Source organism: Pedobacter zeae, assembly GCF_014196715.1.
Lineage (GTDB): Bacteria > Bacteroidota > Bacteroidia > Sphingobacteriales > Sphingobacteriaceae > Pedobacter > Pedobacter zeae.
In genome coordinates this window covers 594,038-613,497 of sequence record NZ_JACIEF010000001.1, presented here as the reverse complement: position 1 = coordinate 613,497, position 19,460 = coordinate 594,038, and the positions used below count along the sequence as shown (strand labels likewise).

24 protein-coding genes are annotated in these 19,460 nt (G+C 39.0%); 12 read left to right on the top strand and 12 right to left on the bottom strand.

Translation table 11 applies throughout. From position 1 onward, the window contains the following. The first annotated feature begins 130 nt into the window (after positions 1 to 130). From scpB to GGQ60_RS02490, 3 genes are all read left to right on the top strand, one after another. Positions 131 to 697 carry an SMC-Scp complex subunit ScpB gene (scpB, locus tag GGQ60_RS02500; RefSeq protein WP_183759813.1) on the top strand — a complete coding sequence of 189 codons (567 nt, stop codon included), beginning with the start codon at positions 131 to 133 and terminating at the stop codon, positions 695 to 697. A gap of 87 nt (positions 698 to 784) precedes the next feature. Then, positions 785 to 976: a hypothetical protein gene (locus GGQ60_RS02495; protein WP_183759812.1), complete on the top strand. Its 192-nt coding sequence runs from the start codon at positions 785 to 787 to the stop codon at positions 974 to 976. Between the two features lie 71 nt (positions 977 to 1,047). After that, positions 1,048 to 2,166 carry a GNAT family N-acetyltransferase gene (locus tag GGQ60_RS02490; protein WP_183759811.1) on the top strand — a complete coding sequence of 373 codons (1,119 nt, stop codon included), beginning with the start codon at positions 1,048 to 1,050 and terminating at the stop codon, positions 2,164 to 2,166. Between the two features lie 136 nt (positions 2,167 to 2,302). Here the strand turns inward: GGQ60_RS02490 and GGQ60_RS02485 are convergent, their stop codons facing one another. From GGQ60_RS02485 to GGQ60_RS02445, 9 genes are all read right to left on the bottom strand, one after another. After that, positions 2,303 to 3,232: an EamA family transporter gene (locus GGQ60_RS02485; protein ID WP_221235859.1), complete on the bottom strand. Its 930-nt coding sequence runs from the start codon at positions 3,230 to 3,232 to the stop codon at positions 2,303 to 2,305. Between the two features lie 5 nt (positions 3,233 to 3,237). Next, positions 3,238 to 3,717 carry an Lrp/AsnC family transcriptional regulator gene (locus GGQ60_RS02480; protein ID WP_183759810.1) on the bottom strand — a complete coding sequence of 160 codons (480 nt, stop codon included), beginning with the start codon at positions 3,715 to 3,717 and terminating at the stop codon, positions 3,238 to 3,240. Positions 3,718 to 3,836: 119 nt separating this feature from the next. Beyond that, the gene (locus GGQ60_RS02475; protein WP_183759809.1) at positions 3,837 to 4,157 is read right to left on the bottom strand and encodes a helix-turn-helix domain-containing protein; all 321 of its coding nucleotides are present in this window, start codon (positions 4,155 to 4,157) and stop codon (positions 3,837 to 3,839) included. A gap of 78 nt (positions 4,158 to 4,235) precedes the next feature. After that, positions 4,236 to 5,588 (bottom strand): UDP-N-acetylmuramate--L-alanine ligase, encoded by a 1,353-nt coding sequence (locus GGQ60_RS02470; RefSeq protein WP_183759808.1) that lies wholly within the window; start codon positions 5,586 to 5,588, stop codon positions 4,236 to 4,238. 110 nt (positions 5,589 to 5,698) lie between these two features. Beyond that, a complete protein-coding gene (prmA, locus tag GGQ60_RS02465) occupies positions 5,699 to 6,541 on the bottom strand; it encodes a 50S ribosomal protein L11 methyltransferase (RefSeq protein ID WP_183759807.1) in 843 nt (280 codons plus the stop codon). After that, on the bottom strand, positions 6,542 to 7,303 hold the full coding sequence (gene tpiA / locus GGQ60_RS02460) for a triose-phosphate isomerase (protein WP_183759806.1): 762 nt from the start codon (positions 7,301 to 7,303) through the stop codon (positions 6,542 to 6,544). Positions 7,304 to 7,320: 17 nt separating this feature from the next. Further along, positions 7,321 to 7,773 (bottom strand): RDD family protein, encoded by a 453-nt coding sequence (locus tag GGQ60_RS02455; protein ID WP_183759805.1) that lies wholly within the window; start codon positions 7,771 to 7,773, stop codon positions 7,321 to 7,323. 2 nt (positions 7,774 to 7,775) lie between these two features. Further along, positions 7,776 to 8,942, bottom strand: coding sequence for a putative sugar nucleotidyl transferase (locus tag GGQ60_RS02450; RefSeq protein ID WP_183759804.1), 1,167 nt, complete (start codon positions 8,940 to 8,942; stop codon positions 7,776 to 7,778). A 72-nt stretch (positions 8,943 to 9,014) separates the two neighbouring features. Next, positions 9,015 to 9,263 (bottom strand): type B 50S ribosomal protein L31, encoded by a 249-nt coding sequence (locus GGQ60_RS02445; protein ID WP_025142617.1) that lies wholly within the window; start codon positions 9,261 to 9,263, stop codon positions 9,015 to 9,017. 287 nt (positions 9,264 to 9,550) lie between these two features. Here GGQ60_RS02445 and GGQ60_RS02440 point away from each other — a divergent pair, with 287 nt between their 5' ends. Next, entirely contained in the window at positions 9,551 to 9,718 is a 168-nt protein-coding gene (locus tag GGQ60_RS02440; RefSeq protein ID WP_183759803.1) for a hypothetical protein, read from the top strand. Positions 9,719 to 9,726: 8 nt separating this feature from the next. Further along, positions 9,727 to 10,416, top strand: coding sequence for a hypothetical protein (locus GGQ60_RS02435; RefSeq protein WP_183759802.1), 690 nt, complete (start codon positions 9,727 to 9,729; stop codon positions 10,414 to 10,416). 2 nt (positions 10,417 to 10,418) lie between these two features. On the opposite strand, the gene GGQ60_RS02430 is transcribed toward GGQ60_RS02435, so the two are convergent. Next, a complete protein-coding gene (locus tag GGQ60_RS02430; RefSeq protein WP_183759801.1) occupies positions 10,419 to 10,706 on the bottom strand; it encodes a hypothetical protein in 288 nt (95 codons plus the stop codon). 317 nt (positions 10,707 to 11,023) lie between these two features. Continuing rightward, positions 11,024 to 11,431 carry a methylmalonyl-CoA epimerase gene (gene mce, locus GGQ60_RS02425; RefSeq protein ID WP_183759800.1) on the bottom strand — a complete coding sequence of 136 codons (408 nt, stop codon included), beginning with the start codon at positions 11,429 to 11,431 and terminating at the stop codon, positions 11,024 to 11,026. Positions 11,432 to 11,548: 117 nt separating this feature from the next. On the opposite strand from mce, the gene GGQ60_RS02420 reads away from it, so the two are divergent. The 6 genes from GGQ60_RS02420 (at position 11,549) to GGQ60_RS02395 (ending at position 18,081) form a co-directional block, all read left to right on the top strand. Beyond that, entirely contained in the window at positions 11,549 to 12,760 is a 1,212-nt protein-coding gene (locus GGQ60_RS02420; protein ID WP_183759799.1) for an IscS subfamily cysteine desulfurase, read from the top strand. A 119-nt stretch (positions 12,761 to 12,879) separates the two neighbouring features. Beyond that, positions 12,880 to 13,293 (top strand): Fe-S cluster assembly scaffold IscU, encoded by a 414-nt coding sequence (gene iscU, locus GGQ60_RS02415; RefSeq protein ID WP_039476200.1) that lies wholly within the window; start codon positions 12,880 to 12,882, stop codon positions 13,291 to 13,293. A gap of 80 nt (positions 13,294 to 13,373) precedes the next feature. Beyond that, positions 13,374 to 13,700: a HesB/IscA family protein gene (locus GGQ60_RS02410; protein WP_183759798.1), complete on the top strand. Its 327-nt coding sequence runs from the start codon at positions 13,374 to 13,376 to the stop codon at positions 13,698 to 13,700. A 314-nt stretch (positions 13,701 to 14,014) separates the two neighbouring features. Next, the gene (locus tag GGQ60_RS02405; protein WP_183759797.1) at positions 14,015 to 15,931 is read left to right on the top strand and encodes an AMP-dependent synthetase/ligase; all 1,917 of its coding nucleotides are present in this window, start codon (positions 14,015 to 14,017) and stop codon (positions 15,929 to 15,931) included. A 101-nt stretch (positions 15,932 to 16,032) separates the two neighbouring features. Further along, positions 16,033 to 17,742: a lysine--tRNA ligase gene (gene lysS, locus GGQ60_RS02400; protein WP_183759796.1), complete on the top strand. Its 1,710-nt coding sequence runs from the start codon at positions 16,033 to 16,035 to the stop codon at positions 17,740 to 17,742. A gap of 126 nt (positions 17,743 to 17,868) precedes the next feature. Next, positions 17,869 to 18,081 (top strand): hypothetical protein, encoded by a 213-nt coding sequence (locus GGQ60_RS02395; protein WP_183759795.1) that lies wholly within the window; start codon positions 17,869 to 17,871, stop codon positions 18,079 to 18,081. Between the two features lie 94 nt (positions 18,082 to 18,175). Here the strand turns inward: GGQ60_RS02395 and GGQ60_RS02390 are convergent, their stop codons facing one another. Continuing rightward, entirely contained in the window at positions 18,176 to 18,730 is a 555-nt protein-coding gene (locus tag GGQ60_RS02390; RefSeq protein ID WP_183759794.1) for a pyridoxamine 5'-phosphate oxidase family protein, read from the bottom strand. 154 nt (positions 18,731 to 18,884) lie between these two features. Between GGQ60_RS02390 and GGQ60_RS02385 the strand changes: the two genes are divergently transcribed. Beyond that, positions 18,885 to 19,382: a YdeI/OmpD-associated family protein gene (locus GGQ60_RS02385; protein ID WP_183759793.1), complete on the top strand. Its 498-nt coding sequence runs from the start codon at positions 18,885 to 18,887 to the stop codon at positions 19,380 to 19,382. The last annotated feature ends 78 nt before the right edge of the window (positions 19,383 to 19,460 follow it).

Below are 19,460 nucleotides of genomic sequence, written 5' to 3'. Positions count from 1 at the left end.
AATTGATATAGAGATTTAATAACCTAACCTAAAACTATATCTTAATTCAGGTTTCATTTGTGTGTTGAAAGCGGTCTTGTTTTTAAAAGCGAGACCGCTTTTTTTATGCCCAAAAATTTTATTTTTGCATATGCCCAATCACAACATCACCAGGCACATCGAAGCCCTTGTATTTTCTTCCAGTCAAAGCATAGGCGTACAGGAAATCATACTTGCCCTGAATGCGATCTTTAATGAAGAGTTTATCGAAACCCAGGTATTCGAAAGCATCGAACAGATTAAAGAAAAATACAGCCACGAAGACTTTGCCATAGAACTGGTTTATTTAAACAACGGTTATCAATTCCTTACTAAAAAAGATTACCACCAAACCGTAAATCAGCTCCAGTTACACCGGTCGAAAAAGAAATTAAGCCAGGCTGCTATGGAAACACTGGCCATTATTGCCTACCGGCAGCCCATTACCAAACTGGAAATTGAACAGATAAGAGGTGTAAATTCAGATTATTCCGTACAACGCCTGCTTGAAAAAGAACTCATCAGCATTGATGGGAAGGCAGAAACACCAGGAAGGCCAATCCTTTACAGCACCAGCTCCTTATTTATGGATTATTTCGGCCTGAACAACCTGAACCAACTCCCTCAGTTAAAAGACATCGTCAAAGAAGAAAATACTGTTGGAGAAAATGCAGAATAAATAAATTAATTTATTTGATTCCAGCTTGTTATTAAAAAAAGTTTTTTTGTATTTTTAAACTATAAAAGCAATTTTTATTTTTGTGTTATGAAAGCGCCAAAGAAACTCCCAACCAAGCCTACTACCAAGAAACAGGTAGACGAAGATGATGATCTTGAAGATGACGACATTCAAACAACGAAAAAAAAGCAACTGGATGACGACGATGATGATTTTGACATGCCTTTAGATGATATTGACAATTTCGATAATTTCGACGACGACGACGACGATTATTAATATTTAAAAAACATATATTTGAAAAGCATCCCACCGCTTGGTTGGATGCTTTTTAATTTTAAAATCTGTCCATGCAAATACTACCAGTAAATAGCCCATCTTTAAAAAAAGACTTTCTCAATACGCCTAAACTACTTTATAAGAACGATAAAAACTGGATCTGTCCGCTTGATAGTGAGGTAGAAAACGTTTTTAATCCTGATAAAAACACTTTTTTCAGCCACGGAAAGTGTACGCGCTGGGTTTTAAAAGATGATGCCGGAAAGTTAATTGGACGTGTTGCCGCTTTTATTAACGAAAAAAAGGCTTACCATTATGAGCAGCCCACGGGCGGGATGGGTTTTTTTGAATGTATTGACGACGAAAAAGCAGCATTTCTCTTGTTTGATACGGCTAAAGCATGGTTAATCGAAAATGGCATGAAAGCCATGGACGGACCGATTAATTTTGGTGAGAACGATAGCTTTTGGGGCTTATTGGTAGAGGGCTTTACCCCGCCTTCATTTGGTATGAATTACAATTTCCCATATTACCATAAGCTTTTTGAAAAATATGGCTTCGTTACCCAATACGAACAATTAACCAACCATATCGATATTACCATCCCCTTCCCCGAACGTTTTACCAAAATTGCCAATTGGGTAAGAAATAAACCGGGTTATACCTTCGAGTATTTTAGCAAGGCCAATGCCAGCAAATACATTAACGATTTGATGGAAATCTATAACGATGGCTGGCAAAATTTCGAAAACTTTGTGCCGATTAAAAAAGAAACGCTCGAAGAAAGCTTTAAAAGTATGGAGCCGATTATGGATGAACATTTGATCCAGTTTGCTTACTTTAACGGAGAACCGGCTTCTTTTGTGGTCTTGATTCCCGATGCCAACCAGATGATAAAAGGTTTTAATGGAAAGCTGGGGTTGATAGAAAAATTAAAATTTGCTTACCGGCGCTGGGTAGGCGTTACGCGTATGCGCGCCATTGTTATGGGTACAAAGCCAAAATACCAGAAACATGGTTTAGAATCTGTCCTCTTTATCCGCCTGGGTGAGTATGTATTACCTAAAAACCAATATAAAGAACTGGAATTAAGCTGGGTAGGTGATTTTAATGAACAGATGATTGCAATCCATAAAGCCACTGGCGCAACCTTTGGTAAAAAACATTTAACAATGCGCAAGGTATTTTAATCCTTCGCCGTTCGATCGGAGCTTACTGATTTTTCATTAATAGCGAAATGCCTGCAAGGGTCAGTGTCTCCACAGTTTTTTTTATTCCCATCATGCTCAACTTAAGGAGAATGATGGGAATAGCGATTGTAAAAATCTACGCATTTTTGTACTTAGGCAGGTTAATTAACAGTACACTCCCTAAAATAATTACGAGCCCGATCACCTGGGTAAGACCGATTACCTCGTTGGTAAAGGTCAGACTTAACAGTACGGCCACTACCGGATTAACATAAGCATAGGTACTCACCTGTGTAGCCGGACGCACTTTTAATAACCATACATACGCACTAAAGGCAGCTATAGAGCCAAATAAAATAAGATAAATAACAGACAGCCATGCATCAAGCGGAATCCTTGCCCAATCAAGCGTTTTAAATTCAGATTTGATCAGGCTGCCAGGCAAGAAGGCAACACTGGCCATTAGCATTTGCCAGCCTGTATTTACCGAAACCGAACTCCCGGTAGTGGGATGGTATTTCGAATAAAGCGATCCTCCAGCCCAGGCAACAGGTCCGAAAACCAGCAATACCATGCCAATAATTTGAAGGTTACTCTGCGGTTGATCAAGCGCCTGTAAAAGCTGGTTACCAAACAATAGTACCACACCTAAAAAGCCAATAATCAGGCCGGAAACAATGTATTTATTGCTCAAGTTTTCTTTCCAGTGCGATTTATCCAGAATTACAAACCATATAGCCGCCGAGGCTACCATAATGGCAACCAGGCCACTTGGAATAAACTGCTCTACCCAGATTACAATGCCGTTTCCTAACCCCAGCATTAAAACACCACTTACAGTAGCAATTTTAATGGTTTTGAGGTTAAAAATATCTTCTCCCTTAAATCTGCACCAACCTAACATTAAAATTCCGGCGATAAAAAACCTGACTACCCCTAAAATGAAAGGCGGGAAACCGCCCAGGGCTTTCTGAATAAAAAAATAGGTAGAACCCCAAACGATGTAAACAATGGCAAATGCGAAGTAAACCATTACCGGAGATGCTGTTTTATTTAAATTTGTCATGATTTTTATTTTTGAGGGATTACCAGTTGTTGTTGTTCTTTCACTGTTTCCAGCACGATAGTGGTTTTCATTGATAAAATATTGGGAATCTTGCTGAACTCATGGCGCACTAAAGCCATTAAAGAGGCAGCATCTGTTGTTCTTACCTTAACCAGGAAACAATCATCACCAGCAATTACATGTACCTCCTGTACATCCGGAATTTTTGCCAGCTCACTTGCCGTATCATTGCAGCTGAAGCTTTGTGATGATTTCATCGAAATAAAAGCCAGTAATTTTAAATCTACTGCAACAGGATTCACCTTGGCATTATATCCGATAATCACATTTTTTCTTTCCAGTTTTTTTACCCGTTCAAGCACTGCCGACGGAACAAGGTCCAATGCCTTAGCTAAATCAACGTTAGAGATCCGGGCATTATCCTGCATCAACCTGAGTATAGCCAGATCGGTATGATCCAGACTAAAATTGTTTTCGATTACCATGCGATAAAAATAAATTTATTTCGAATAAAATTCAACATAATATAAAATAAAATGAATTTTATTCTCTTTAATTATTTATATATGACAATTAATCGGAACAACACATAGTAAACCAAATTTTATATGCCAAGTTTATCGTAGAGATCAATTACTTTTTTACGTAGTTTATTAATTTCCTCTTCTTTTTCGATGAGTTCTTTTTTGAGCGCAGCCAGTTCTGCCGATGGATCAGTAGCAGCAGCTTTATCATCGATCAATTGCACAGCCGGAACTTTAAAAATTTTGGCAATCTGGAGTAAACGGGAAATGTTGAGATCTGTTTGGCCTGTCTCAATTTTACAGAAAGCCGGAGTAGAAATATTTAATTTTTTAGCAGCATCAGCCTGACTTAAACCTAAGGCAATCCTGCTTTGTTTAATGCGATCTCCGATGCTTTTCATAATTTTTAGATTTGAGATACCAGATGTGAGATTTGGAAGAAGTTCAGTATCTCATATCTGATATCTCGGGTCTCATATCTATTTTTTTAAAGCCGCGGCCAATTCAGGCAGATCAAAACCTGCATAATTACCAGAACTCATCATCAAAAGATTGGTATCCTTATAATTTAAGCTGAGCAGGTAACTTTTCAACTTTGCCGCATCATTAAAAAATTTCAGTTTTGGATTAGCAAAAGCCTGTTGCACATCATCCTCTGAAAAAGGTTCCATACGTTTCTGTTCGAATGATTTAATATCAATAAATACAATAGCTTCATCTGCCTTATCCATCGCACCTGCGTATTCTTTCAGAAAATCTTTATTCAAGCTGCTAAAAGTATGCAGTTCGATACAGGCAACCAGTTTACGGTGGGTAAACTGCGTTTTTACCGCCTCTATGGTTGCCTTCAACTTTGAGGGCGAGTGTGCAAAATCCTTGTATACATTGGTCGATTCATCCGCAGCAATAACTTCTAAACGCTTAGCAGCCCCGGTAAAGGAAGCAATGGCCACATTAAATTCATTTTCTGAAATGTTCAACTGGGCACATACCAGTTTAGCCGCATTCAGATTCATCAGGTTATGATCCCCAAAAATCTCTAACGCGGTTTGTTCCGGCATCAGGTAAGTGATTCCATTCCTGATTTCGTGTTCAGGGATGGTATAACCGATTTTGTTAATATTCGCTTTTGATGATGCTACAATCTGGTTTAAATCAGCATCTGCCTTACAATAAATTAAAGTCCCATTAGTTTCAATGGTATCAATAAATTTATCAAACTGCAAGGTATAATCGGCATAAGTGGGAAACACATTGATATGGTCCCATGCAATACCGCTGATTACGGCAACATTGGCTTTATACAGGTGAAATTTAGGCCTTCTATCAATCGGTGAAGATAAATATTCATCACCTTCTATAATCATTACAGGTGCTTCCTCTGTAATTTTTACCATGGTTTCAAAACCGGCCAGCTGTGCACCAACAAGATAGTCGAAATCACGTTTGTAATAATTTAACACATGCAAAATCATGCTGGTAATGGTCGTTTTACCATGACTGCCGCCAATTACTACACGAAGTTTATTTTTGCTCTGCTCGTAAATATATTCAGGGTAGGAATAGATTTTAACACCTAATTCCTGCGCTTTCAATAATTCAGGATTATCAATCCGGGCATGCATGCCTAAAATTACGGCATCTAAATCTTTGGATATCCGGTTTTCATCCCAGCCCATTTCAGCCGGCAATAAACCATATTTATCCAAACGCGATTTCGCAGGCTCAAAAATCACATCGTCGGAACCTGAAATCCGGTACCCTTTTTTATGTAAGGCGATGGCCAGGTTATGCATGGCACTCCCACCGATCGCTATAAAATGTATGCGCATATTTTTTTGTTTTAGAGAGGTGATTTGAGATGCGAGATTTGAGACATAAGACCGAAGGGCAAACATCTAAGTTCTTTAGCCTCTCACCGTCAACCGTCTAACTTTTAACCTTACCCATTTTTCTCAAACTGTGCGGCTACCCAATCACCATTCTGTTTATGATCAACGTATTTAATGCCATATTTAGCACATTCGGCCGTGATCATTCCAAGATCAGGATCCAAATAAAAGCCACTGAAGAAGATTTTGCCCCCGTTTTTTAAAACTTCGGCATAACGGTGGATCTGATCTAAAAGGATATTCCTGTTGATATTGGCGAAAATAACATCATATTCATCATCAGGAATGACCTCTTTACTCCCACAAAGCGCCTTTAAGTTATTTACATGGTTAAGGGCGGCATTTTCTACCGTGCTTTCATAACAGATATCATCATAATCGATGGCCATCAAACTTTTAGCACCCAGTTTTGCTGCCAGAATCGCTAAGATTCCGGTTCCACAGCCCATATCAAGGATATTTTTATCTTTCAGGTCGGCAGCTAAAATATACTGTATCACCATTGTGGTGGTTTGGTGGTGGCCGGTACCAAAGGCCATTTTCGGATCGATCACGATCTCATAAGGATATGATGGTTGTGGCTCATGAAAGGTTGCCCTTACATAACATACATCATCAATAATCAGCGGGCTGAAGTTTTTCTCCCATTCGGCATTCCAGTTTTCATCGGCAACGTCTTCCAGGGTATAATCTGTGGCAAATTCTTCGCTATAATTTGCGAGTAGTTCTTTTAATTCCTGCTCATTAAAATTATCCTTGATTACGAAAGCCGTAAAACCGCCCTCACTATCTTCGAAAGTATCGAAGCCCAAATCGGCAAGATCGCTGATGAGCAAATCCTGTTGATAATCCTCGATACCTTTGAATGTAAAAATTGCTTTAATGTATTGCATTTAGCTGTTTAATGCTTTAATAATATCTGTAAAATCACGTGATTTTAACGATGCACCACCAATCAGTCCACCATCAATATCTTTTTGAGAGAATAAACTTGCCGCATTGCTTGGGTTACAGCTACCGCCATATAAAATGGTGGTATCATCAGCTACATTGAAACCATAGTTTGCCTCAATTTCACTGCGGATGAAAGCATGGATATCCTGTGCCTGCTCCGGTGAAGCGGTTAAACCGGTTCCGATAGCCCAAACCGGTTCGTATGCAATGACGATTTTCCTGAAATCTTCTTCTGTTAAACCAAAAAGGCCTTCTACCAGTTGCTTTTTCAATACTTCATAATAGCTGCCGTTATTACGTTCATCCAAAGTTTCGCCAATACAGAAGATTGGAGTTAAGCCATGTGCCAAAGCAGCTTTAGTTTTTACAGCCAATAATTCATCACTTTCCGCAAAATATTGCCTGCGTTCTGAGTGACCTAAAATTACATATTCTGCCCCAACAGATTTTACCATTTTAGCAGAAGTTTCGCCGGTGTAAGCACCACTTTCTTTATCGCTGATATTTTGAGCGCCAATTTTAACATCGTTACCCCCCAATTTTGCCAAGCTGTTTAAATGAATAAATGGCGAGCAAATAATGGCCAACTGATCGCCTTTGCGCTCATCTTTAACCATATTTACGATTTCGCTGAACAACGAAATACCCTCGTTGTAGTCCAAGTTCATTTTCCAGTTACCGGCAACAATCTTTTTTCTCATTTTGTATTAGTTTTATTTTAATTAAAAGGTCTTATTGGTCCTAAATTTTGTTCGGGATCTGTTATGTCAATTACAAGTGTTTTTGCAAATGCATCACCCGCCCGCTGATGTTTTTCTGAATTTTTAACAAGAAGAAATGCAATGAACCCAAAGCAAAAAAAGTCGATAGGGTCAAAAAAACGTCGTTTAACTGCCTGGGTAAATCCAATTTTTTCGCCATGCAAGGTTACAACTTTTAAATTAAATGATTGATGCCCTAACGTAGCTCCATACATACCTTCTGCAACCACGAAATAAAGTAACCAAAAGATAAAAACAGGCAAAACACCACTTCCTGATATGGCATATTTTCCTTCTTCAGTATGATCTCCAAAAAAAATAAGATAAGCAACAAAACAGACAAAAAAGAGTCCGTAATCTAAAATAGATGCATTAATTTTTTTTGTAATATTAGCTTTATATTTCCTCATGGTTAAAATCGCCTATACGATTCGGTTAATTCAAATACTTTGGTCAGGATGTTTTTTTCAACCTCATTAAAGGCTACATCCTTTCTTGCAAACACCTTTTCGGTTGTTTCGAACATTTTGTGCAACTTATAGGTATCGAAACCAGCAGCACCGCCCCAACTAAAATCGGCGATGTGGTGTGGCGGGAAACCGCCACCAAAAACATTGGCTCCAACTCCTACCACACTGCCGGTATTAAACATCGTGTTGATACCGCTTTTGGCATGATCGGCCATAATTAATCCGCAAAACTGCAGAGTGGTATTGCGCATTTTTTCGCTTTCGTAATCGTAAAGTTTTACTTCAGCATAGTTGTTTTTTAAATTCGAGTTGTTGGTATCGGCGCCGATATTGCACCACTCACCCATAACCGAATTACCCAGATAACCTTCATGGCCTTTGGCTGAGTTTCCCCAGATTACGGCGTTATTAATTTCGCCGCCGGCACGGCTATTCGGACCGATGGTAGTACCCGAATATATTTTAGCCCCCATTTTTACCGATGAATTTTCGCAAAGTGCAAAAGATCCCCTGATTAAAGAGCCTTCCCATATTTCGGCATTTTTACCGATATAGATCGGACCATAACCGCTATTGAGCACACTGCATTCAACTTTGGCCCCCTCTTCGAGAAAAATATCGTCGCCGAGCAATTGATTGGTGCTACTGATGCTTGCAGAAGTACGCCCCTGGGTCAACAATTTAAAATCTTTTCTGATTTCAGCCGGGTTATGGCCGAAGATATTTTCAGGATAAACGATCTGTACAATATCACCTGAATATTCAATCGGCTTTAGCGTTTTAACCGCTTTAAGGTTATGCTGATCGGCAATATAAGCTATAACAACCTCTTTTTTATAAAGTGCTTCGCCAGTTTTAAGGTTAGAAACAGCATTAAGCAAAGCTTCATCCGGGCAAACAGAACCGTTTATAAATAAACCGGCATTGGGTTTTGGTGCAAATTTTACGGAAAGGTAATCCTGGGTACAAAAACCAAAATCGGCATTTAAATAGCTACCCCATTTTTCTGCAATGGTTAAAATACCCACACGCAAATCAGCCACAGGCCTGGTAAAAGTAAGCGGACGGAGCGACGTCCAACTGGCATCATCAAAAAGATTGATTGTCATAAGTAGCAAAAATAAAAAAAGTCCCGATGCTTTTGGCAAAGGGACTTCAAAAAATGCTTTTTACAGCTTAAATTATTTCTTAGCGTAACGGTTTTTAAATTTATCGATACGTCCTGCAGTATCAACCAATTTCATTTTACCAGTATAAAAAGGGTGTGAAGTATGAGAGATCTCTAATTTATAAAGAGGATATTCATTACCATCTTCCCATTTAATTGTTTCTTTAGTATCTACGCAAGATTTTGTTAAGAAAGCATACTCGTTAGACATATCTTTGAAAACAACTGGTCTGTAGCTTGTTGGGTGCAAATCTTTTTTCATTTGAATATTATTTTTAGTTATTTGTGTGAAAGCATCAAGAACGTTTTTGCAATTTGCTGGCAACAACGCTTATGATATTTCCTATTAGTCTTTTCTACCTCTGTTTTAGAGGATGCAAATATCTTAATTTTATTTTTGATTTACAAGCCTAAATAAAGTTTTTTAAATTATATGGTTCTTACATCTTAAACAACCAAAAGATACTTAAACATCCGCCGGTTAAATCAAACTTTTTTGAACTTAATATTGTTTTTCAGATATTTAAAAAATATGTTTAAATTTGAGGTATGAGAAAACATGGCGAATTAGATGGCATTATCCACACCAATAGCAGTGGAAAGCTCTATATCAAAAGTCCCGATTTTTTTGCCCAGCCAAGGATTATCCAAATGGTAAGCTCCTTAATGGAATCGAGTATTTTTAAAAAAATAGAGAAGGATAAAAACAAGAAATAGCCTTATAGATGCCTTTTAACCTACTTTTGTTCCCTCTTGTAGGCGGCTACTATATTCTAATCAGGTTCAGGTACCTAAGGTATGTGCAATACCGGCTCGAAAGCCAGCGGATATTATTAAATTCAGCTTTTGCAGGCATTCTTTTATTGGGCGCATGTTTTTTGTTAAGGGCAATCCTGATTGCCATCTGGCCTGAAACCATGATACACCTCAGCAAATTACTTCCCATTCATACCCCGTATTTCGGCACCACCAGCATGTCATTATTTGTTGCTGTAATTGCAACAGAAATCGCCAATCTGTTTATCGACAGGCTAAAAGCCATTAAAAGAGCCATATCTACTTCAGGAAATGAATTTGAGTTATTACTGAGTTCGTCTTTTTTTGATGCACACCTCTTACAGTTTACCATGGACAGTGGTAAATTTTATATCGGCTGGGTAAAAGAACTGCCTAAACCCTTTACTACAAGTTATATCCGCATTACACCAGCTTTTAGCGGCTACCGCAAGGCCGATGATAAGGAACTGGTTTTTACCACCCAGTATTTAACGGTTTATGCCAGTTATATCGAAGATGGTTCGGTAGCGAATACCGACGAACTGAAAACAGATCTTGTATTAAAGGCCGACAAGATCAACTCTGTTTCATTTTTTGATATGGACATGTACAACCGCTTTAATCCTTCACAGGAATAAATCTACGAATCTTTCTTCTGACTATATTTTGCCCAGGTTTCTATTTTGGCTTTCTGACGGGAAAGGTACGCGTCGGCAATTACTTCTGCAGAACTTGAGCCTTCTGCTGTTTCCAATAATTCTTTTAATTTATACTGATCTACATCTGCTTTATATAAAATCTGGACCAGTTTAGGGAAATCGTTATCGATGAGGTAGGCAAATGCATCAACCATTACCTCCCGCAACCGGCTCTCGGAAAGGTTTTCGGCTATATCGAAATCTTTACTGATGATATTAATTAATGACATAGAATAAGATTTTTATGGCTATTGGATTTTAAAGATCAGGGCTATTAGAATATGATTAGTTAATACTGGATTTAGGCAATTTACACTCCCCTAAAAGCCACAGCCTGAAGTTAAATAAACCTGATAAAAGCGGCAGCTCCCGATTCTTCATCGGGACTATAGCGGATAGCAGGACTGCAGGGTGCGATGAAATACGGAACCATCCGTTTGTAAAAATAATTTCAATTGGCACCTTTCAGGCAGCTTCAGAAAAAATCGGAAGGAAGGAATAAAGGCATTACACCATCTTCCTTTTCACCTCTTCCACGTTCCATCCCCTACAGCCATTTAATCTCCTGGCAGATTTCGATCAGCACACCATTGGTATCTTTTGGATGTACGAAACATACCATTTTATTATCGGCTCCTTTTTTGGGCGACTCGCTAAGCAATACAAAGCCTTCCTGATGTAAACGTTCCATTTCGGCCAGGATATCATCAACCAGGAAAGCAATATGATGAATCCCCTCTCCTTTTTTCTCGATAAATTTAGCAATGGCACTGTCGGGAGCTGTAGCCTGAAGCAGCTCCACCTTATTTTCGCCTGTTTTAAAAAAAGCGGTATTGACAGATTCTGATGCCACCTGCTCCGTTTTATAACAATCAGTATTGAGCAGTTTCTGATAAATCGCTATAGAACGGTTAAGGTCTTTTACCGCGATGCCGATGTGTTCTATCTTATTCATAGATTAGAAGGTTATGTGAATGTAAAAATGCGGCTTTTATCTATAAGCTCATAGCTATTATTTATAATTGTTAAATAAGTTTTTTCGTATCTTTGTGTTATAATTAACAGAATAGAGATGAAACAGCCGATATATTTAGATAATAATGCTACAACACCGTTAGATCCACGTGTGCTGGAAGCAATGCTACCTTACTTTACTGAAAAATTTGGAAACGCCGCAAGCCGTAACCATGCCTTTGGATGGGTGGCCGAAGAAGGTGTAGATTATGCACGCGAGCAGGTAGCCAAATTGATCGGCTGTACTGAAAAAGAAATTATTTTTACATCAGGTGCAACCGAAGCCGATAACCTGGCTATTAAGGGTGTATTTGAAATGTACAAAGATAAAGGTAACCACATCATTACTGCGGTTACTGAACATAAAGCCGTTTTAGATACTTGCAAACATTTAGAGAAAAATGGTGCACGTGTAACGTATTTAGGCGTTAAAGAAGATGGTTTAATTGATTTAGCTGAATTGGAAGCTGCCATGACCCCTGAAACCATTTTGGTTTCCATTATGTATGGCAATAACGAAATCGGCGTAATACAACCGGTTAAAGAAATTGCAGCCATTGCCCATAAACATGGTGCTTTATTTATGACCGATGCTACACAGGCAGTTGGAAAAATTCCTGTTGATGTAAATGCAGACGGTATCGATTTAATGGCTTTTTCGGCGCATAAAATGTATGGCCCGAAAGGCGTTGGCGCACTTTATGTACGCCGTAAAAACCCAAGGGTTAAAGTTACTGCACAAATGGATGGCGGTGGCCATGAACGTGGTATGCGTTCGGGTACTTTAAATGTTCCTGGTATTGTTGGTTTAGGTAAAGCCTGCGAGTTGTGCCGTTTAGAAATGGAAAGCGAATCGATCCGTTTAGCTGCTTTACGCGATAAATTAGAATCCAGCCTGAGTGAAATGGAAGAGAGTTATGTAAATGGTAATACACAACACCGTTTACCGCATGTAGCCAATATCTCTTTCAAATATGTTGAGGGTGAAGGTTTAATGATGGCAATGAGCGATTTGGCAGTTTCATCAGGTTCTGCCTGTACATCTGCTTCATTAGAGCCATCGTATGTATTAAAAAGTTTAGGCTTATCGGATGATTTAGCACATTCTTCTATCCGTTATGGTTTGGGAAGATTTACTACAGAAGCAGAGATCGATCAGGCAATCGAAGTGACAAAAAAAGCAGTTAACCACTTAAGAGAACTTTCTCCACTTTGGGAAATGTTTAAAGAAGGAATCGACCTGAGCAAAATTGAGTGGGCTGAACACTAAGAAAGATAAAAGGCTGGAGGCTTAAGGTAGAAGGTTAATCCCAAAAACCTTGGGCAAATCGCCAAACTGATAATTAATAAATAAAATTATCTCCGAAAGGAGGCTTAAGAAATAAAATCATGGCATATTCAGAAAAAGTAATTGATCATTACAATAACCCACGTAACGTAGGTACTTTAAATAAAGACAGCAAATTTGTGGGTACAGGCTTAGTTGGTGCACCTGAGTGCGGCGACGTAATGCGTTTACAGATTGAGGTTGGAGAAGACAACGTAATTACCGATGCTAAATTTAAAACATTTGGTTGCGGTTCGGCTATTGCTTCTTCTTCTTTGGCTACAGAATGGTTAAAAGGAAAAACAATTGACGAGGCTTTGGCCATCGATAACATGGATATTGTAGAAGAACTGGCTTTACCTCCGGTTAAAATCCACTGTTCTGTATTGGCTGAAGATGCAATTAAATCTGCGATTAATGATTACCGTGTTAAAAATGGCTTAGAAGCTATTGCACTGGAAAAATCGCACCACTAATAATAATAAGCATTTAGTATCAAGTATCGAGACAACGATTCGATTTTTATCTTGATACTCGATATTCAAATCCTGATACTATGATTACGATAACAGATAAAGCAAAAGAAAAAATAGCTCACTTAATGCAGGATTCGGAAATGGGTTCTGACTATTTTTTACGCGTTTCCGTAAAAGGTGGTGGTTGTTCGGGTTTATCATACAATTTGGATTTTGATAACGAAGAGCAAAAGGGTGATCAGTTTTTTGAAGATAAAGGGATCAAAATCGCTTTGGATATGAAATCATTCCTGTATCTGGCCGGCACTGAATTAGATTTCACCGACGGTTTAAACGGAAAAGGTTTTAACTTTGTAAACCCTAACGCCAGTCGTACCTGCGGTTGCGGCGAAAGTTTCTCAGTTTAATCGAGTCGAACTAATTTTTATAAAAAGGTTTCATTTCATGGAACCTTTTTTGTGTTTCTGGAGGTTTGTTTTTCTGCGTTTTTCACGAAGATTTAGATGAAGCGTCGTCATCTCGACCGAAACGCAGTGGAGCGGAGAGATCTATCTTGAGACAGATTTCTCGACTTCGTTTCACTCCGCTCGAAATGACGATATCGAAGTGAAACCAAAACAGTATTAAACCTACCTGAACAACGAAACCCTTAAGCCAATTTGTATTTTTAAACCAAAAAGCGTTATAATTGTTAATTATAATCAGCGAACCAATTACGAGCATGCCACTAATTAACGAATTTTCAACTGTTCCTACCCTATTAAGGAATGTTGTAAAGAATATACATAAACCCGGAGAAACTTTCCTGATCCACAAACAAGGTGCAGAATGGGCAGAAATTTCTTACGAAGATACCCTGAAGAGAGCAGATGCCGTGTCGGCATTCTTTTTAGAAAAGGGAATCAAAAAGGGCGACCGTTTGGGCTTAATGATCGAAAATTCACCTGAATATGTCTATTATGATCAGGGCATTCAGCAGATTGGTGCCATCAATGTCTCTATTTATCCTACCCTCTCTGAACAGGAAGTGGCTTATATCATCAACGATTCTGGCATAAAATCCATTCTTATCGGGAATAATTTTCTATACCGTAAAGTTTTAAAAGTTGCTCCCAACTGCAAGGAATTAAAATACATCATCCCGGCATTTAAGGATTTTGAAAAAGTTGCCATTCCGGCAGATGTTAACGTAGAAATAATTGCTTTTTCGGATATTCTTGCCCTTAAACATCAGGTTACGGCTGCAGAGAGAGCCGAAATTGACCAATGCAGAAGCCTGGTATCACCACAGGATGTTTCTTCATTAATTTATACTTCAGGCACTACCGGAACACCCAAAGGCGTAATGCTTACCCATCATAATTTTGTTAAAAATGTAGAGGTTTGCCTGCAACAGATCCCGGTGATCGACCAGACCGAAACTTTTCTTTCGTTTTTACCATTATCGCACGTATTCGAACGCACGGCTACCTATCATGTTTGCTGCGCACAGGGCTGTAAAATTGCATTTGCACAAAGTTTAGAGTTATTGGCGAAAAATATGGGCGAAGTGCGTCCAACGGTGATGAGCTGCGTTCCCCGTTTATTGGAACGAATACACGATAAAGCAATAAAAGGAGGAACTGCGGGAGGCGGTACCAAAGCGAGGATATTTACCTGGGCCTTAGAAACCGGTAATAAATACCGGGTAGCTAAAGAAGCAGGTGAAAAACCGGGTTTAATCTTATCGGCAAAGAAAGGAATTGCCGAGAAACTGGTATTCAGCAAAATTAAAGAAAAAACCGGGGGAAGATTAAAATTCATGATTTCAGGCGGAGCTGCCTTACCTAAAAATGTGGGGGAGTTTTTTGGCGACCTGGGCATTAAAATCCTGGAAGGATTCGGTTTAACAGAAACCTCACCCGTAATGTCGGTAACAGAATACCACCGGCAGGTTTATGGTACTGTAGGACGTGTTATTCCAGGCATAGAAGTGGGTATACAGGATGTAGAAAGCAAAGAAATGCTGAGCATACAAACGCATAATACTTTTGAAGAAGATTTTGAATGTGCCGAAGGGGAAGTAATTGTGCGCGGACACTGTGTAATGAAAGGTTATTTTAACAAACCTGCTGAAACTGCTGAAGCGATCGACAAAGATGGGTGGTTCCACACGGGAGATATCGGCCGCTTTTATAAAGGAAACCTGCAGATTACCGATCGCTTGAAAAACATGATTGTTAATGCTTATGGCAAAAACGTATATCCTACTCCTGTAGAAAATATTTATCTGAAAAGTCCGAAGATTGATCAATTGTTCCTGATTGGCGATAAACGTGAATTTATTACAGCCATCATTATCCCGAACAGGGAAACTTTGGAAGAAACGTTTAAGCTGAAACCATCGTTTTTTGAAGAAGCCGATCCTTTTATCCGTAATCCTGAAATTATCAGTTGGATGGAGCAGGACATCAAAAAGATATCAACCGAACTGGCTAAATTTGAACGTATCAGGAACTTTAAGATCAAACGCAACCCTTTCAATATCGATGAAGGTGAAATCACGCCAACCATGAAGGTTAAACGCCGTATTGTAGAAAAGAAATATGCAGAGGCCATTAACGAAATGTATGAGGAAGGTGTAGAAGCTGAATCATAATCGAAACCCGGCTTTCGAAAAAATCAATTTCTATGATATTATGACTACTTCGTTCCTCACAATGACGAAGTAAATTCTTACTTTTGCAAAAAATACCCGAAATGAGTATAGGATTATCAGAACAAGAGCAATTACGACGTGAGTCGTTAAAACAATTACGCCAATTGGGCATTGAGCCTTACCCAGCAGAAGCTTACGAAATTAACGTAACTGCTGCAGATATTTTAGCCAATTACGAAAAAGATAAAACCGCTTATAAGACCGTTAGTTTAGCCGGCCGTATAATGGGACGCAATATAATGGGTGCCGCATCTTTTGCTGAATTACAGGATTCAACCGGTCGTATCCAGATTTATTTAAAAAGAGACGAACTTTGTCCTGGTGATGATAAAACCCTTTACAATACGGTATTTAAGAAGCTATTAGACATCGGCGATTTTATTGGTGTAAAAGGTTATGTTTTTACTACGCAAACCGGCGAAATATCTATTCACGTTACTGAATTTAAAGTTTTAGCTAAATCATTACGTCCGCTGCCGATTGTTAAACGTGATGATGAAGGAAACGTTTATGATGGTTTTACCAACCCAGAGCTACGCTACCGCATGCGTTACGTAGATTTAACAGTAAACCCTGATTATAAGCAGATTTTCATCAAACGCAGCAAGGTGATCAATACCATGCGCAGTTATTTTGATAACCAGGGCTGGATGGAGGTAGAAACCCCTATCCTGCAGCCTATTCATGGTGGCGCTGCCGCACGTCCGTTTGCTACGCACCACAACACCCTTGATATGCCGCTTTACCTCCGTATTGCCAACGAGCTTTACCTGAAAAGGTTAATCGTTGCCGGTTTCGACGGTGTTTATGAGTTCGGTAAAATGTTCCGTAATGAAGGGATGGACCGTACGCACAACCCTGAGTTTACTTCAATGGAAATCTACGTAGCCTATAAAGATTATATCTGGATGATGGCTATGGTAGAAGAATGCCTGGAGAAAGTGGCTGTTGCCACAACCGGCTCAGCCATAGTAAAAGTAGGCAATAACGAAATTAATTTCGAAGGGCCTTACGAGAAACTGACCATGTACGAATCGATCCAAAAATATACAGGCATTGATGTTTCGACCATGACCGAAGATGAAATTGCCCAAACCTGCAAAGATTTAGGCATTGAAATCGACTCGACCATGGGCCGTGGCAAACTAATTGACGAGATTTTCGGAGCGAAGGTAGAGGCCAATTTAATCCAGCCAACATACATTACCGATTATCCAATTGAAATGACCCCATTGGCTAAAAAACACCGCAATGCAGAAGGTTTAGTGGAACGTTTTGAGTTATTTGTTAATGGAAAGGAAATCGCCAATGCGTATTCAGAATTAAATGATCCGATTGATCAGAAAGAACGTTTAGAGGATCAATTGAAGCTGGCAGCACGCGGTGATGACGAAGCAATGGCCATGGATGAGGATTTTGTGCGTGCTTTGGAATATGGTATGCCCCCTACTTCTGGTTTAGGTATCGGTATTGACCGTTTGGTAATGTTGATGACCAATCAAAGTACCATTCAAGAGGTTTTATTCTTCCCGCAGATGCGCCCGGAGAAAAAGAGAATAGAATTAACACCAGAAGAAACCGAACTATATTCGCTGGTTGCTGAAGATGAGCACTATCTTTTAGCAGACGTAAAAGCCAAATTGGCCGACTGGAGCAATAAAAAATGGGATACCACACTGAAATCGTTAACTGGTAAGGGTATTTTAAAAGTAGCTAAAACTGACGATGGCCTGTTTTTATCACAGAAATAGAAAGTTGAACGTATAAAACACCATTTTGGTGTTAACATAAACATAACAAAAACTTAAAAGGCTTGCTAACAATTGTTTAGCAGGCCTTTTCTATATTTACACTCACCGACAGTTAAATAATACACTATGAATACGTCAAGTTTAGAAATCAACGAAAGAGAATACTGCATCAAATTAAGCAAGGATGCCTTCGATTTAACCCTAGTACGCCAGTTGATCAAAAGAATCCAGGCAGAAGCTTTATTTTTCTCCAGAAAAGAAACCGAAGAAGATGATATCTTAAGCAAAAGGGCACAAAGAGAAGAATTTGAAGGATTCGATTATTTAGGAGACAAGTAGTCAATTGTCAGTATCAATTTTCAGTTTGCAGTTAATTTAACGATTAACCAGTTAACCGCTTTAAACGGTTAACCGATTTAAACACTTGAGCCAACTAATCAACGTTTAAAGCTCCTTCTACAGAATCATCCATGGTTTTCCCGGTAATTACGGATGCCGCCATTTTTAAAAATGCAACAGCGGTACCGTGTTTGGTATCCCAGTAATACCCTTCAGATGGGATCACTTTAATCAGTGTGAGGTTTGGGTCGTCTTTCCCTCCCTGAAACCAGGTTTTAATAAACGGACTCCAAAGTTCGTCGATCTTATTTTGATCCCTGCTGATTTCCGAAATACCATAAATGTTTACAAAACCTGAATGCGCACCTGCCTGAAATAGCAAATGTGTAAAGGGATCGGCAGAAATTTCATCATTTTTATGGCTGTCTTTCATGCTCATAAACCAAATATTGCCTTCATCATCAACCTGCTGAATAGCCATTGGCCGTACTGATAATGGAACTCCGGTTTTAATATTCGTGCAAAAAAAACAACTTTCCGCTTTTTCCGCCAATTCTTTAAGTTTTTCGATGGCTGCTTTGCCACCCAGATCTTTAATGTTATTTTCTTCCTGAGTATTGTTCGTACTTCCTTCTTGTGATGTTGCCATGATATAATATGTTTATATCAACTACAAAGGAAAATTGAATTTGGTTTTAACTTTCTGGCAAAAGGCCCTGAATGGAGGGGCAACAGCTAATTATAGCGTTTGATTTATTGCTCAAAAATTATGGAGTTTTGATCAAAGGCAATATCTTTAATGAATGGATATCAAAAAACCGGAAGCTTTTAAGGCCGAGATTAAAATTATAGGTATTAATCCTTTTGTATTTATACCAGAGGATGTGCTGAACGCTGTTTTCCATCAATCCGGAAGAGACAGGGGACAACTTCCGGTCAGCATGAAAATAGACGGTTACGCGTTTAAACAAACCTTGGTTAAATATGCCGGTGCCTGGCGTTTATATCTGAACACACCTATGCGAAAAGCGGCAGGAAAAGATGTTGGCGATACTGCAACTTTCGAAATTGAATTTGATACTGAAGAACGAACAATAAGTGCAAATCCTAAATTTGTACAGGCACTAGCAGAAAATAAACAAGCCAAGGATGTATTTGATGGTCTTGCCCCTTATTTGCAAAAGGAAATTATACGCTACATTGCTAATCTTAAAACCGAAGAATCGGTAGACCGGAATATAAAGAAGGCTATCCAGTTTCTCCTGGGTAAAGAACGGTTTATCGGTAGAGATGGGATTTAAAGCCATAATTTCAGAACGTGAATCAGGTATTATAGTACAAAGGCCAATTGTTAACTGCCCTTTGTACTCTATACTGCT

Bases quoted from the DNA above. Each gene is read 5' to 3' on its own strand.
- scpB (WP_183759813.1), top strand. From the start codon at position 131: ATGCCCAATCACAACATCACCAGGCACATCGAAGCCCTTGTATTTTCT.
- prmA (WP_183759807.1), bottom strand. From the start codon at position 6,541: ATGCAATACATTAAAGCAATTTTTACATTCAAAGGTATCGAGGATTAT.
- GGQ60_RS02455 (WP_183759805.1), bottom strand. From the start codon at position 7,773: ATGAGGAAATATAAAGCTAATATTACAAAAAAAATTAATGCATCTATT.
- GGQ60_RS02470 (WP_183759808.1), bottom strand. From the start codon at position 5,588: ATGCGCATACATTTTATAGCGATCGGTGGGAGTGCCATGCATAACCTG.
- GGQ60_RS02405 (WP_183759797.1), top strand. From the start codon at position 14,015: ATGCCACTAATTAACGAATTTTCAACTGTTCCTACCCTATTAAGGAAT.
- GGQ60_RS02435 (WP_183759802.1), top strand. From the start codon at position 9,727: ATGCCTTTTAACCTACTTTTGTTCCCTCTTGTAGGCGGCTACTATATT.
- GGQ60_RS02495 (WP_183759812.1), top strand. From the start codon at position 785: ATGAAAGCGCCAAAGAAACTCCCAACCAAGCCTACTACCAAGAAACAG.
- GGQ60_RS02385 (WP_183759793.1), top strand. From the start codon at position 18,885: ATGGATATCAAAAAACCGGAAGCTTTTAAGGCCGAGATTAAAATTATA.
- GGQ60_RS02475 (WP_183759809.1), bottom strand. From the start codon at position 4,157: ATGAAAAGCATCGGAGATCGCATTAAACAAAGCAGGATTGCCTTAGGT.
- GGQ60_RS02390 (WP_183759794.1), bottom strand. From the start codon at position 18,730: ATGGCAACATCACAAGAAGGAAGTACGAACAATACTCAGGAAGAAAAT.
- GGQ60_RS02420 (WP_183759799.1), top strand. From the start codon at position 11,549: ATGAAACAGCCGATATATTTAGATAATAATGCTACAACACCGTTAGAT.
- GGQ60_RS02440 (WP_183759803.1), top strand. From the start codon at position 9,551: ATGAGAAAACATGGCGAATTAGATGGCATTATCCACACCAATAGCAGT.
- GGQ60_RS02480 (WP_183759810.1), bottom strand. From the start codon at position 3,717: ATGGTAATCGAAAACAATTTTAGTCTGGATCATACCGATCTGGCTATA.
- GGQ60_RS02430 (WP_183759801.1), bottom strand. From the start codon at position 10,706: ATGTCATTAATTAATATCATCAGTAAAGATTTCGATATAGCCGAAAAC.
- GGQ60_RS02395 (WP_183759795.1), top strand. From the start codon at position 17,869: ATGAATACGTCAAGTTTAGAAATCAACGAAAGAGAATACTGCATCAAA.
- GGQ60_RS02445 (WP_025142617.1), bottom strand. From the start codon at position 9,263: ATGAAAAAAGATTTGCACCCAACAAGCTACAGACCAGTTGTTTTCAAA.
- GGQ60_RS02485 (WP_221235859.1), bottom strand. From the start codon at position 3,232: ATGACAAATTTAAATAAAACAGCATCTCCGGTAATGGTTTACTTCGCA.
- GGQ60_RS02410 (WP_183759798.1), top strand. From the start codon at position 13,374: ATGATTACGATAACAGATAAAGCAAAAGAAAAAATAGCTCACTTAATG.
- iscU (WP_039476200.1), top strand. From the start codon at position 12,880: ATGGCATATTCAGAAAAAGTAATTGATCATTACAATAACCCACGTAAC.
- lysS (WP_183759796.1), top strand. From the start codon at position 16,033: ATGAGTATAGGATTATCAGAACAAGAGCAATTACGACGTGAGTCGTTA.
- GGQ60_RS02490 (WP_183759811.1), top strand. From the start codon at position 1,048: ATGCAAATACTACCAGTAAATAGCCCATCTTTAAAAAAAGACTTTCTC.
- tpiA (WP_183759806.1), bottom strand. From the start codon at position 7,303: ATGAGAAAAAAGATTGTTGCCGGTAACTGGAAAATGAACTTGGACTAC.
- GGQ60_RS02450 (WP_183759804.1), bottom strand. From the start codon at position 8,942: ATGACAATCAATCTTTTTGATGATGCCAGTTGGACGTCGCTCCGTCCG.
- mce (WP_183759800.1), bottom strand. From the start codon at position 11,431: ATGAATAAGATAGAACACATCGGCATCGCGGTAAAAGACCTTAACCGT.